Genomic DNA, 13,661 nt, shown 5'->3' on the forward strand with positions numbered 1-13,661 from the left:
TCAATTTCCCGTCCCACCATGCCAGCACCCCCATAACCTCCTTTCCCCATTGGGCCATGGAGGAGCTCACACAGTGGAAGGGGAACACAGGAAAGAGACAAGCGACTTTCCCTACTTTACAGTGCGTGAGTTTTTTTTACGTGTTTGGGATGAGAAAAGCAGTAGGGAAGGTCGCTTGTCTCCTTCCACAATTTCCCGTCCCACCATGCCAGCACCCCCATAACCTCCTTTCCCATTGAGCCATGGAGGGGCTCACACAGCGGAAGAGGAACACAGGAAAGAGACAAGCGACTTTCCCTACTTAAAAGTGTTTTTATATTTATAAAGGTACGTGATATAACAAGACAAGTAGGGCGTCTCCTTCTACATCTCGAAGCTCCACCATGCCAGCACCCCCATAACCTCCTTTCCCATTGAGCCATGGAGGAGCTCACACAGCGGAAGGGGAACATAGGAAAGAGACAAGCTACTTTCCCTACTTTACATCTTTTTATGTACAAAACAGCTTATAAAATAACAATACGAGTAGGAAAGGTTGCTTGCCTCCTTCCTAATCATGCCCCTCCACCATGTGAGCCCCTCCATCGTCTCTGTTCCACTTAAGCCCTGCAGGGCTCACAGAGTAGCATGGGAACAGAGAAAAGAGGTGATGCAAAAATATGAAGCGCACTTGAAAATAGAGCGCAGGTAGCAAAATCTGAGCCAAAATGGCATACTAATGAATAGTTATCTTTTTATCAATCTGATGAGAACAAAAAGAGCACAAAGAAGGTCATTTGGGATTGCCTGGGAGAGCAAGATAGAGCCAAAAAAGGTCAAGCGAGCACTTCAACGTCTCAATCAGTACACTGGGAGGAACGCTACAATGGATGATCAACAGAGTATTCTTTATCAAAAGCTCATACAGTCGATTCAGACCAGGCCTGGATCAACCCCTCCATCGTTGCGCAAAGCATTAACTGACCATGTGATCCAGACAGATCTTACCGAGAACTCACACTTTCCGCCAGAAGGCGAGATCTCACCTGATCTTCAGACCTATGTCACAAAGGTGCGGAAGCATGCCTATAAAGTAACGGATGAAGACGTCGAACAGCTTAAACAGGCAGGCTATAGTGAAGAGGCAATCTTTGAGATCACGCTAAGTACGGCATTGGGTGCAGGCACAAAATCTTTCTTACAAGGAATGGCAGCCATTGAAGGAGCGAGCAATGAGACTACACATTCTTAGCGAGATCTATCAAGATAGCCCCGTCTCCGATATTCGGCGCACATTAACATACCGAGCGGATATGTTTGGTGACCCCTTCTCAAACTGCCTGCAACAGGCGCTCCGCGGGCCTTCAGACTGGCGTATTGGAGAGCGAGAGCTGTTTGCTTCATTCACAGCCTCGCTGCTCCAATGTACCTATTGAACAGGAGCTCATGCCGCAGTTGCGGCTCAAGATATCAGTGAGCATCTCGTCCAGGCAGTACTCAATGATTGGCATACCGCCCCCATCACTGAGCAACTTCGCTCTGTGCTTGGGCTACTCGAGAAGGTTACACTCGGCCCTGACCACGTCACATCTGCCGACGTACAACCTGTGCTTGCCACAGGCGTGAGCAGACAGGCAATAGAAGAGGCGCTCTTCATTTGCACCTGCTTCAACATTATTGCGCGGCTCGCAGACGCCTTCGATGTCGCTATTCCAAGCGCCGCAGAGTTCACTCAGACAGGAATACGCCTGATCGAACATGGATATGTGTAGAGAGAAGAGGCCATGCAGAAGACTATTTCTTCAACAGAGCAATTTTTTGTCGATAGAGAGCCATCTTCTGATTCACTTCTGTTTGCAGATCTACTACATCAGGTTGAGGAATCCCTACCAGCAATGGAGAGACCGGTCCATTTGCAGGATAATCATTTAATAACTTCTGCCAGTAGCTCGCCCGTTCCCAATAATAAAGCACTTTCGTATTGGGTTGGCCAGGGCGAGCATGCCCGCGATCTTCTTCGCTCCCATCAATAGAATCAATAGAGAGCAGAAAACTGAGCACCATCTTCTGGGCAATCTCTGGTAAATGGAAATTCGTCATCGTTTTGAGCGCCCAGGCCTCAATATTTTGTGGAGGATTCAGCATCACGGCATCCAGGGTCAGTTCAACAAGATGTTGCATCGAACTGCGCACTTCACTCATGCCTTGCATCGAAGTACTGGCCTCCTTCTGAAAGGTATGAAACTGATTCTGAAAATCCACCAGGGTTAATTCAACTTTTTGAGCTTGCTCACTCAATACCTGATCAAATCGCTGGTTCAGATCATCTTTCCAGGTATTAAACAGAGAGTTCACCAGACTATTGACACGTTCATCCAGCAGTGTCCACCAACCAGCAACCGCCAGGGTACCAAAGATTGCCAGCACCGCCGCAGAAACGCCGAGGATCGTTCCGGCTAATCCAGCAATTGACCAGGAATCCGCAGTACAATTAGCGTTATTGGCACTACACGCTGGAATAAAGATCAATTTAATGATAATTACTACTGTGAGGGCGCTAAGAATCACGATCGAAAAGTAATAGGCGGCCAGAGCAATGCGCGTCTTCATGACAGGTCTCTCCCTTTTTCGTAGCTTGCTTACATGAACGGTGCACAAAAGGCACTACGAGAGACACAATGCAACACCTCTGTTTCCTACGACAGGTCTGCCCAACGAAAAAATCCAACAATTCCCTTTACAAACGATCCAGGCTAAAAAAACCATAGTGAACCATTCTACTTCACATACAATCTAACTTATCTCATCTCTCCCTGGCATTTCAAACCTTACACGTATTGCTATCTCATATAGGACATGTTAAGCTTATAACAAGATGTGCTATCTATACAAATAGACCCATCATCTTCATCGTTTTACCGAGACTTGTAGAAGCTTCTCTCTAGTTCAAGCATAACTTGCAATGCAGCAAAGTCCAACCCCTTCGAATACCTTTTCAGAGACATCGTGAGGACACCTGTAGAGCAATCTTTACGGAAGAGGAGATCTCTATATAATGCAAAGAGGGCCTATCTGGTCTCAAAAGATCAAACGAGAGCGGCTCCGCCACAATTGGTCTCAGAGTGATTTTGCACGCAGACTTGATACCAATACGAAAACGGTCGGTCGATGGGAACGCGGCCAGGCCTATCCCACCCCCTATTATCGTTTGAAGATCTGCACGCTGTTCAATATGACCGGCGATCAATTAGGATTTGTTGAGGATGATCCTGTCCTTACTGAGGTTTCTGGCACGTTAACAGAACAATTCGAAAACACATATTGGGATGAAAAGGTCGCATTAGAACAGCTCTATGGTCGCACTACTGAGTCTGCTCAATTGGAGCAATGGCTCCTCGACCCTAAAACACGCATTATTGCTGTACTGGGAAAAGGGGGCATTGGAAAAACGTTGCTCTCAGCTACTATTGTAGAAAAAGTAGAGTCTCAATTTGAGTATGTATTCTGGCATTCTTTGCGCAATGCTCCACCTCTAAAAGAGGTGCTTCAAAAACTGGTTCGCTTGCTTACAAAAAATCAGATCACTGAGCTCCCCAATGATACGGATGCGCAGATTGCGCTCTTGCTCGAACAACTCAAAAAAGTTCGCTGTCTGTTTATCTTCGATAATATGGAGTCGATTCTTCAAGAGGAGAATGAAGAGGGGCAATGGCTCAAAGGGCAGGAGGGCTATGGGAAATTACTTCGACGGACGGCTGAAGTTCCCCACCAGAGCTGCCTGCTTCTTACCAGCCGTGAACGGCCCAGAGAGATTGAAAATCCGACGCAAAAAGAGATTCATCTGCTAAAACTTGAAGGGCTTGCAGAGGCTGATGCGAAAGCAATCCTGAATATTCTCAATATTTCAGGGACGGCCAGCGAAGAGGCAGAACTTATTCATCTCTATACGGGAAATCCCTTTGCCATCAAGCTCGTTTCTGGCACGATCCAGGGGCTCTTTAATGGCAGCATTACGCGCTTTTTAAAAGAAGGGACGCTCGTCTTCGGCACTGTCAAAACACTGCTAGAATCTCAATTCTCCCGCCTCTCTGCTGCAGAACAAGAGATCCTGTACTGGTTGGCGATTGAACGGGAACCGGTGACGTTGGAGGTGCTCAAAAAAAATATTCCTCTGCGCACTAGCGCCGATATTATGAGAACGCTTGAATCACTGCTCAGGCATTTTATGATTGAAGTAAGCAATGAAAGCCTGGGCCTCCAGCCTGTGATTATGGAATATGTTACCAGCGTTATTATTCACTCGGCACTTCAAGAATTAGAGACAGAGAACCTCAACATTTTGTCGCAGTATGCCCTGATGAAAGTACAGGCCAAAAACTATATTCGCGAAAGTCAGACGCGCCTGCTGATTGATCCAATCGCTCAACGCTTGCTTGGTCAGTTGGAGAAGCAGGAGATCGCCGCCAGATTTCAACACCTTATTGAAACGATGCGCAATGCCAGACAGCGCAAAAATTATGCAGCCGGAAATCTTTTGAATATCCTCATTCATCTGGACTGTGATCTTCGGGGCTATGATTTCTCACGTCTCTATCTTCGTCAGGCCTATCTGATCGGGAAATTTCTGCCTGAGGTAAATTTTTCGTTCTCAACCTTTGAATCATCAGTCTTTACCGATACGTTTGGAAGCGTACTTTCGATCGCTTTTAATCCTTCTGGCAAGCTCATGGCAACGGGAGCAAACAATTGTGAGGTGAGGATCTGGAATGTGGCCGAGGGGGTCCCCATGCATATTTTGCAGGGACATGCTCACTGGATCTGGTCGGTCGCCATCAGCCCTGATGGAAAAACAGTTGTCAGTGGAAGCGAGGATCAATCTCTTCGTTTCTGGGATATGAATCAGGGGCGCTGCTATGCAACGTTAGAGGCTCACGTTGGCAGTATCTCATCGGTGGCCTTTAATCACAGCGGATCATTACTGGCCGTCGCTGGTGAGAACCCCATCATTCGTCTTCTGGATGTGCAGAACAGAAGCTTCTCTGCCTCATTTACAGGTCACACGGCCTGGATACGTGCGGCTACCTTCAGCCCCGATGGCACCCTGCTGGCCAGTTGTAGCGATGATCAGACCATTCGCATCTGGGACGTGAAGTCGGGAAGCTGCCAGGCAATCCTGAAAGAGCATTTTAAAGGAACAAAAACTGTTGCCTTTCACCCAAATGGAATCATGCTGGCCAGCGGCAGCGAGGATCAGACGATTCGTCTCTGGGATATTCAACAGAAGATCTGCCTGGCAGTCTTGTATGGGCATACGGGAATCGTTACGTCGATTGCCTTCAATACAGATGGATCACTGCTCGTCAGTGGGAGCGAAGACCAGACTGCTATCATCTGGGATACCAGACTGTACAGCCATCTCAATACATTGACAGGGTGCACAAATCCTATCCAGACAGTCATCTTTAGCCCCAATGGAGAGCATATTATCACTGGCAGTGAGGATCAGACGATTCGATGGTGGGATAGAAAGACCGGTCAATGCATCAATACTCTCCAGGGGTATACCAATGGGGCTTTATCCGTAGCATTTGACCGGCAGGGACAGCACCTGGCGAGTGGCAGTGAAGACAAAATCCTTCGTCTCTGGAAAACGCAGAAATTGCAGTATCCCTTTATGCTCAATGGGCATACCAATTGGATCTGGTCGGTCACGTTTAGTCCCGATGGGCAATTCATTGCAACCGGTAGTGAAGATCAGACCATTCGTTTGTGGGAGACGCAGACACATCATTGCCAGAGTATTCTCTATGGCCACACCGGACGGGTCGGCTCTGTCTGCTTTAGTCCTGATGGAAAATTGCTTGTCAGCGGCAGCAATGATCAGACGATTCGCATCTGGGATATTGCGACAACGAAATGTCTCTTTACCCTTACCGGCCACACCAATCGTATCGAGTCGATTGCGTTCAGTCCCGATGGGATGTATATTCTGAGCGGAAGTGAAGATAAAACCATGCGGCTCTGGCAAGCTGACAATGGAACATGTATCTCCACGTTTGCAGGGCATTCTGATCGTGTCCGCTCGGTAGCTTTTCATCCTACCAATAATTTGATCATAAGTGGTAGTTATGATCATGATTTACGCATCTGGGACAGATACACTCGTCAATGCCTTCAGGTTATCCAGGGCATACTGATAAAGTACGCTCGGTCTTGTATAGCCCTGATGGGACGCTGATTGCCAGTGGCAGCTATGATCGAACCGTTCGTATCTGGGATGCCACCTCTTATGCATGTATCTATACCTTATATGGACATGACGATTGGGTCAGGAGCGTAAGTTTTGATCACGATGGAAAGACCGTCGCCAGCGCAAGTCGTGATGGCACAGTTATCTGCTGGGAGGTCTCATCGGGTCGACAACTGCGGGCTTTGCGCAACGAAAGGCCCTATGAAGGCATGAAAATTCATGGAGTAATGGGAATAAGCCCTCTACAAGAAACAACCTTAAAATTGCTTGGGGCCGACCCTCACGCATAATGTGAATCAGCTATCTTTGTGGAGGATCATTGACGCGAAAGAGAAACACATCAGGTCGAGCATAGTGCCCCATGACGTCAAAGTCCAGATGGCCCTGATCGATCTGCTGGAGATCAAGCTCTGCATAGAGAAGTTGCTCCTGATCGTACAATGGGCCCGCCAGATATTCGCCAAATGGATTGACAATGGCGCTCCCTCCGCGACACATGATATCTGGCTGTTGCTCTAGCTCAGAGTAACAGGCCAGATCAGTTGGATAATCCTCCTTCCGTACAAATTGATTGGCCGCCAGTACAAAACAACGCCCCTCGCAGGCAATATGTTGAATCGTCGCTTGCCAGCTTGAACGCTGATCGGCAGTTGGAGCAACATAAAGATTGACGCCCTGACTATACATGGCCATCCTTGCCAGAGGCATATAGTTCTCCCAGCAGATCAGCCCGCCAAGACGCCCATAAGGGGTGGAGGTGGTAAAAAGCGTACTTCCATCTCCCTCGCCCCAGATCAGACGTTCAATAGCGGTTGGCTTGAGCTTGCGATGCTTTCCTAACAAGGTGCCATCAGGTCCATAATACAGAAGCGTGCAGTACAGCGTTCCACTCTCACTCGCCTGCTCGGTAACACCCATGACGACATAGGAGTTAGCCTCCTGAATTGCTGAGGCCAGAGGTTCCAGAGCGTCACTGGGCACAGCTACTGAACTTCGCCAGTAGCGTACCCAATCTTGCTTGCCTTTTGCTCCTCGACTACCAATGGCTGAATCAAACCGCAAACCACGGGGATAACCAGATAGAAAGGCCTCTGGAAAGACGATGATCTGCGCACCGTTCTTACCGGCCTCTTTAATCCAGGCGCAGGCTTTGGAGAGACAGGCCTCTCGATCCATAAAGACTGACCCGACCTGGGCAACGGCGACAGTGACCGTATCTGAACAGCGCATGGCCATCTCTCCTTCTGTTGGCTAATATTGCGTGACGAACACTGTTTTTTCCTTCAGGCGTGCCGGTGAACAGAATTGCAGAAGCTTTTCAACCTCCTCCAGGGTCTCAGCCGAGGCGATCACGCGACCAACTGCCCCGCCATGACGCGTAAGATCAGATTTCAAACGTGCTGAGTAGCTCGTTGGATCAGGGGTAGTCGTGGTAAAACGCTGAACCTCGACACAATATCCCTGAGCCGCAAGCTGCTCTGCCTTTTCTAGCTCAGTAGCTGAGATGGCTGTGAACTGACCAATATAAGGGCTCTCACTCAGTTGAGAGGGTTGGAGGGCGGGCTTGCCAAGGTGCGCCTCAAAGGCTTCTCTGGCCCAATCATAGCCGCTCACCCGTTGTACCAGGCGGGTTAAGCCAAAACCAGACAGACGAAAACCCATTTCGAGATAGGCATACCCCTCGCCAGACTTGACCATATCGATATGAAATGGACCCGTATAATAGCCGAACACATCCACGCATGTCTGCGCAAATTGCTTGACGACCGGCTCTACTCTATCGCCTCGTGTTGCAAGATGACCAACCTCGCGAAAAATATGGAGCGAGCCTATGGTGCTATCTTCCTCCAGAAGCACAAATTTCTTACAAAATGTGAGAACAGTCGCTTTCCCATGATGGACCAGACCCTGGACCGAATATTCTGTCCCTGAAACATACTCTTCAAGCGACAACCCCTCAAACTGGCCTCCATCATAATTGGTAATACTCTGAAGACGCTCCAGGGCCAGTTTCACCTCATCGGGCGTATGGACAAGAAAAACGCCCAATCCTCCCCCTCCATCCACTGGCTTAACCACTAATGGATAGGTAAAATCTCTTGTCTGAGCTGGTACAATCTGGACATCGCTCTGTACAACATAACGTGGCTGTAATATAGCGTCAGCAGAGGCGTATGAAGCCGTCGCATGAGCAAGGGCATCACGCTGCTGGGCCTTATTAGGCGGAACAAAGACATGCGCATTATCATAAGGGGGTATCTTTAATAGATTGGCAACCTTATACGCACTATAGATATAGCGCTCAAATCCAGCCAGAATAAGTGCAGGTACTTCCGATAATTGGGCAAGCGCTTTCGCTACCGCTTGTGGATCAGACGGCTCATCAACCGCTAGCGTATAATCAAATTCTAGCCTTCCTAATGTTTGACGTAATAGAATATAGTCAGAAGTCTCAACAAGTACAGCCTCCATACCCCGTCCACGAGCAACATGTAAATAGGGATCGGTTCCATCCCGTGTAGCACCAATCTGAACAAAAAGAGCCATAAAAAACCTCCTTGAATACCAGCATAGCAGAACTATCGTCCTGTAATTACGTCTGTGACAGAGGGCCCCCCTGGAAAATGGGTGGTCTGAATCTCTGCCTTATGTGGATCATCCGCCAAAATAATGGCGATGGGATCTTCTGAATGCAGGGTATGCTTTACTGATACATTTTTCCCATATAACACGCGGAGCTGCTCCAGTTCTAAATGAGAGAGTTGCTGAAGCCTTACGACCAGGCTGGACTGCCTGACAGTAGGGCACGTAGTATCGCGCAATAACAGATGAATATCTTCAAGCAATGGATACAATTCTGGTTGCTCGTGCTCTAGATAGCGCGCTAAATTCTTTCCTCTTTGCACAAATGGCGAATATATCATACAGACCAGTTGCTCTTCTGAGAGATCAAATACGTCCAGCGCATACTGATCCATCTTCTTCTTCATGACTTCGATGGCGGCGGGAGACGAATATCGCGCCTGTGCTTGCTGAATAAGTGCCGGGGGGAAATCTTTCTGCTCCATTAATCGAATGACGAAGTGAAGATATTCAGCAATTCCTTCTTCATAGGTACGACCATAGACATGAGCGATTTTCAGGCCACGTAAATGAGCCATCAAAGCAGGATTTCCACAATCGGATTCGGTGAAATTAAAGGCATCTTCTGTAAACTGAAAGGCGAGGAAATCAGTGAGAATCTTCCAGTGATCATCTACTTTGTAGGCAGTATCACGATATACTGAGAAGAAGAAGGGCTCACGTACAAATTTTAGGGGAGCTCGTCGGGGCAGTGGCTCTTTATGCTGCTCGTCCACATAGAGGTGTGTATAATACTTTTGCTCGATATCTTCGACTGTGTTGAGAAACGAACGAAAGCTGCCATCTTCTGGAGGATGGGCTAGCTTTAATTTTAACGCGATCTGTCGAATCCACAGTGTATAGGCATGGAGCTCTTGTTTTGAATCACCAGTAATCATGACATCAATGCCAGCTTTATAACCAAGCATTACTCTAAAGGAATGGACCATACTGAGATTACAGGCATTACAGAATGTAGGACGAGCCTCGCCCTCACAACGATGACCTGTCATCAAAATATCGAGCCGATTACGAACTTTGATACTCAGAGGAAGCGGAAGGTCAAGATCAAAAGGGCGCACCTCGTCACCATCAATGAGAAAGAGCTCAACATCCGGATCATGATAAAGACCCAGAGCACTATAGGCTCGATCAATATTTTCTAAGACCGAGTGAGGCATGCCAGAATGACGATTTGTCGCAATACGTAAACGAAACGTTTCGCGTTCCTCCTGCCATAAGATCAACTGCATCAACCGAACAAAACAGACAATATAAGAACTATCTTTTCCACCACCATACGCCACAAACACAGTATTATCAGAGAGCAATGGCTGGGGAAGCATCTTTTTTAAGCGCGTGGTACAACGAATCGCATCCTGCACAATATGAGAGCCAACGTGTTCGAGCAAGTCCGCATAGATTGCCTCTCGTTTCTCCACTTGATCACCACAAAATAGGTCCTGTTGTATCCCCATCTCACGTACCCTCCCTCTCTTTTTTATCAAAGATAGAGTCTATAAAAGATAGAGCGTCCTATAATCCTGGCCTCTACGCTCAAGTAGTAGATACAACATAGTACCTTTGCCACATTGTTACTCATCAGTGGTCATCCCAACCGTTCCATCCTGGAATAGTAGTACTTTATTATAGTATACACATCTCTTTAAATTTTTTCCATGAAATATTGTACCATTTTATCTTTTACCCGTTTGCTAACACAAAAATCTTAATACAATCCGAATTCACAGCAAGAAATGAGCATTGCCATTACAGCGGATCAAGCGCGTAGAGCAATTTTTGGAAGCAGAACCATTCTCCCCTATAAGGATACTCGTATAAAAAGAAATTAGACACCTTTTCTTACGTACATTTGCAGGACAAAAAAGGGACACGTAGAACAGAATCTGCACTATTCGCGGCTTATACGTAAAACACGCGTTCCAGACGCCTCAAAAAAAAGGCCGGCCCACTATCCTGGACCGGCCATCAATGATGAAAAGTTGCTACCTATCTTACAGTGGTCATCATAACACAGACCGCTGTGAGCTCTCTTCTCTCCCTGTACTAATCTCTGCTGAAAACGGAGTCTTCGTGCCGGGTGGTGAGCTCCCGTTCATAAAGGTCTCCTTAGAGGTAAAGATTATATGCGTAAAACTCGGTCTCGCGTTGCCAACCAGCCGACTCATAGACAGATTGCGCTCTTGTATTGGTTACTGCTGTATTTAATGTCAGACCTTTAGCCTGCGTCTCCAGCGCAAATTCCCTGGCTCGCTCCAACAAAGCTCTCCCAATGCCAGAACGCCGGGCATCAGCGGCTACAAATAGATCATTTAAGATCCACAACTGCCGCATCGAAACAGAACTATAAGAAGGATACAACTGCGTAAAGCCAAGTCCTTTCTGATCCTCACCCAATGCCAGAAAAACTACCGAGCTCTTACGCTTAAAATGATCGGCCAAAAAGCGCTCGGCACCCGCCAGATCTGACGCCTGCCCATAAAACTGACGATAGCCATCAAATAACGGTACCAGTACTGAAATATGCTCAAGACTCGCTTGTACAATCTTATACGTAGAGCTACTCATGTGTGTATCCTTTCCCATTTCACAAACAGCTATTCGTGTCGAATACGCTCCTCACCATTGTCCCCTGTCAATGGTCTTCTCACAAGAGCCAATTTCACATCGTACATCCAGACCATTTACGCACACACTGAACACTCTACAATAGCTGGTTTTCAATGCCAGCTATCTACATTCACTACTAACTATCTCACCAGCTATCTACAAATGAACATCCACGGATTCTTTGATACTATTCTGCCCCTGATTATCTTGCTCATACTTGATAATAGCAATAAATGTGACCATATCCCATGAATTGTGGATACCTACAAACAATAGCAAAAGCGTAACTGCAGCAATGATAAATAGCGCTACCACAGGAGTGTAGAGAAACACAATTGCCGCAATAAAAAGTGCAGTATAAGCGAGAAATGGCAGAATAATATGGCACATCCAGTCTTCTAGCACTGGTTTATAGTGGCTCGATCGAACAGTTAATCGCATCACATTTGCAATATAGAGCACTCCACCAGTACCAATACATCCGATGATAAGACTCACAGGCCAGAGTTCCTGCCATGGAGCACAGAGAAGAGCAGCAATAAAAAGCGTGACACTAAAATGCACCACTGTTGGCGTCCCATATGCTGCAATTGAGCTCCCTGACCTTCTCTGCGTAACATTGGCAATTAATGTAATGACAACAAACATTAATCCTGTCAAAGCAGCCGCTGCTGAACCAATAATCACATAAAAATTTTGCCAGGCTGTAAGGATGATATGCATACTATATACCTCTTTACTACAAAAGTGCACCAGATAAAATTCTCATTCGCCTCTCTGCTGAATAGATATGAGGGCCTTCAACCAGAACTCTTCTTCATAGTATCACATCCGTTCCTGAAGGCCACTGGATCAAAACCTCAGGGACGGATGGCGTGTACATGGTGTGTAGTATTCTGTAACATGCATTGGGAAGGGAATCTGCCTGGATATTGGTTCGCCTGAACCCATTGCCTATACGGTCGTCAGATCGAGCAGGGTGCCTGGCTGATAGATGTTAGTTCGAGAGGAAACGACGATGGCTTTGTTGAGCTGGGGGGAGTAGATGGCGAGCCAGGGTAGCCGTTGATCACGATAATGCCGGACAATGGCGGTAATGAGCCAGTATGGGATACGGCCACTGATGATGAGTCCCTGAGTGGCATCAACCGGCGGTAACGGAAAAGGGTCCGGCTGGAAATATTCCAGGCGCGTCGGGATCTGGATGGAGAGGATGGTTGCTGTAGCTGTGCTCTGTAGCTCCATCCTGGTATCGGGATGCTGTTCTAAGCTCGTCTCGACAGCCAGGGGCCGCACCCAGCCAAAGGGTAGCTTGGGATCAAACTGGGACAACGCCTGCTGACCCGCCGCAGCCGCCGCAGCATAGACCCACGTGGGAGCCACACCATAAAGCGCGAATGCTGCGCCAGCTGGTATATGAGCCAGCAAACATGGCAGCATCTCTGGTTTCCACTCCATTTCAGGCGCAATAAATGTTTTAAGGTTGATCACCTCACCGAGTTCAGGCTGGAAATAGGCATCATCTAATTCTTCTGCTGTGTCTAATTCCTTCGGTGTATAGGAACGGAACAGTTGAGCAACCAGATCTACCAGATGCTCAAATGTTTGACCATGCTGCCGTGTCAGTTCATGGCGTTCCAGCCTGTTGATCGTCCCCTCCAGTATCGGGGTAAGACTGGTAAGCTGTGTCTCTCTTTGTTGAATCGAGACAAGCTGAGCCAGTGGGACGACGCTGTTCTCCTGAATAAAGCGTTGCCACATGATCGTATCTTCCGGCTTATCAGCTCGCAGAAGAAGAATTGCATGCGTGGCCAGACGGAATAGCTCGAGCTGCTTCCCACGCGGACGACCTCCCATATCGATTAAGAAAGGCAGGCAGCGATGCTCAATATCCTGTGAGATCCGGTCGATAAAGCTGGCCGGCCACTCTGTCTTGACGCTCAGCCGAATCTGGCTGACTATCTCGGCGGGTGCCTCTTGCGACCAGTTGCCCTCACCATCGAGGCAGGCACGAATCGCATGATGAGGGATCTGACGCTCACGAAGCGCATGTGTTAAACTGTAGAACAGGACCGATTTACCCGCATGGGGAGGTCCACCGATCACAACGGCAGGTAAGAGATTCATCTGTATGATCACTCCTTTTACATCATGACTGTATACGGAAAGGGAGGCAATG

At 47.7% G+C, this 13,661-nt stretch carries 11 protein-coding genes; 4 read left to right on the plus strand and 7 right to left on the minus strand.

From position 1 onward, the window contains the following. Window positions 1-865 precede the first annotated feature (865 nt). On the plus strand, window positions 866-1,231 hold the full coding sequence (locus EL628_RS27815; protein WP_126583236.1) for a carboxymuconolactone decarboxylase family protein: 366 nt from the start codon (window positions 866-868) through the stop codon (window positions 1,229-1,231). Further along, on the plus strand, window positions 1,212-1,751 hold the full coding sequence (locus tag EL628_RS27820) for a carboxymuconolactone decarboxylase family protein (RefSeq protein WP_126583237.1): 540 nt from the start codon (window positions 1,212-1,214) through the stop codon (window positions 1,749-1,751). Before EL628_RS27815 ends, EL628_RS27820 begins: the two co-directional genes overlap by 20 nt. A 22-nt stretch (window positions 1,752-1,773) precedes the next feature. On the opposite strand, the gene EL628_RS27825 is transcribed toward EL628_RS27820, so the two are convergent. After that, on the minus strand, window positions 1,774-2,589 hold the full coding sequence (locus tag EL628_RS27825) for a hypothetical protein (RefSeq protein WP_126583238.1): 816 nt from the start codon (window positions 2,587-2,589) through the stop codon (window positions 1,774-1,776). Between the two features lie 445 nt (window positions 2,590-3,034). Here EL628_RS27825 and EL628_RS27830 point away from each other — a divergent pair, with 445 nt between their 5' ends. Both EL628_RS27830 and EL628_RS27835 read left to right on the plus strand, forming a co-directional pair. Further along, the gene (locus EL628_RS27830) at window positions 3,035-6,217 is read left to right on the plus strand and encodes a WD40 domain-containing protein (protein WP_126583239.1); all 3,183 of its coding nucleotides are present in this window, start codon (window positions 3,035-3,037) and stop codon (window positions 6,215-6,217) included. Continuing rightward, a complete protein-coding gene (locus EL628_RS27835) occupies window positions 6,193-6,519 on the plus strand; it encodes a WD40 repeat domain-containing protein (RefSeq protein ID WP_161975826.1) in 327 nt (108 codons plus the stop codon). The genes EL628_RS27830 and EL628_RS27835 overlap by 25 nt, the downstream gene beginning before the upstream one ends. Before the next feature lie 10 nt (window positions 6,520-6,529). Here EL628_RS27835 and EL628_RS27840 read toward each other — a convergent pair whose 3' ends face one another. From EL628_RS27840 to EL628_RS27865, 6 genes are all read right to left on the minus strand, one after another. Next, the gene (locus tag EL628_RS27840; protein ID WP_218029014.1) at window positions 6,530-7,459 is read right to left on the minus strand and encodes a carbon-nitrogen hydrolase family protein; all 930 of its coding nucleotides are present in this window, start codon (window positions 7,457-7,459) and stop codon (window positions 6,530-6,532) included. A gap of 21 nt (window positions 7,460-7,480) precedes the next feature. Further along, entirely contained in the window at window positions 7,481-8,776 is a 1,296-nt protein-coding gene (locus tag EL628_RS27845) for an ATP-grasp domain-containing protein (RefSeq protein ID WP_126583241.1), read from the minus strand. 32 nt (window positions 8,777-8,808) lie between these two features. After that, a complete protein-coding gene (locus tag EL628_RS27850) occupies window positions 8,809-10,329 on the minus strand; it encodes a PqqD family protein (RefSeq protein WP_126583242.1) in 1,521 nt (506 codons plus the stop codon). A gap of 652 nt (window positions 10,330-10,981) precedes the next feature. Beyond that, window positions 10,982-11,440, minus strand: coding sequence for a GNAT family N-acetyltransferase (locus tag EL628_RS27855; RefSeq protein WP_126583243.1), 459 nt, complete (start codon window positions 11,438-11,440; stop codon window positions 10,982-10,984). Window positions 11,441-11,638: 198 nt separating this feature from the next. Beyond that, complete coding sequence (locus EL628_RS27860; protein ID WP_126583244.1) at window positions 11,639-12,205, minus strand: hypothetical protein; 567 nt, start codon at window positions 12,203-12,205, stop codon at window positions 11,639-11,641. A 231-nt stretch (window positions 12,206-12,436) separates the two neighbouring features. Further along, window positions 12,437-13,609: a CRISPR-associated protein Csx3 gene (locus EL628_RS27865; protein WP_126583245.1), complete on the minus strand. Its 1,173-nt coding sequence runs from the start codon at window positions 13,607-13,609 to the stop codon at window positions 12,437-12,439. Window positions 13,610-13,661 lie beyond the last annotated feature (52 nt).

This window comes from Tengunoibacter tsumagoiensis, assembly GCF_003967535.1.
Classification (GTDB): Bacteria; Chloroflexota; Ktedonobacteria; order Ktedonobacterales; family Ktedonobacteraceae; genus Tengunoibacter; species Tengunoibacter tsumagoiensis.

Bases quoted from the DNA above. Each gene is read 5' to 3' on its own strand.
- EL628_RS27840 (WP_218029014.1), bottom strand. From the start codon at position 7,459: ATGCGCTGTTCAGATACGGTCACTGTCGCCGTTGCCCAGGTCGGGTCA.
- EL628_RS27855 (WP_126583243.1), bottom strand. From the start codon at position 11,440: ATGAGTAGCTCTACGTATAAGATTGTACAAGCGAGTCTTGAGCATATT.
- EL628_RS27860 (WP_126583244.1), bottom strand. From the start codon at position 12,205: ATGCATATCATCCTTACAGCCTGGCAAAATTTTTATGTGATTATTGGT.
- EL628_RS27830 (WP_126583239.1), top strand. From the start codon at position 3,035: ATGCAAAGAGGGCCTATCTGGTCTCAAAAGATCAAACGAGAGCGGCTC.
- EL628_RS27815 (WP_126583236.1), top strand. From the start codon at position 866: ATGGATGATCAACAGAGTATTCTTTATCAAAAGCTCATACAGTCGATT.
- EL628_RS27865 (WP_126583245.1), bottom strand. From the start codon at position 13,609: ATGAATCTCTTACCTGCCGTTGTGATCGGTGGACCTCCCCATGCGGGT.
- EL628_RS27845 (WP_126583241.1), bottom strand. From the start codon at position 8,776: ATGGCTCTTTTTGTTCAGATTGGTGCTACACGGGATGGAACCGATCCC.
- EL628_RS27850 (WP_126583242.1), bottom strand. From the start codon at position 10,329: ATGGGGATACAACAGGACCTATTTTGTGGTGATCAAGTGGAGAAACGA.
- EL628_RS27825 (WP_126583238.1), bottom strand. From the start codon at position 2,589: ATGAAGACGCGCATTGCTCTGGCCGCCTATTACTTTTCGATCGTGATT.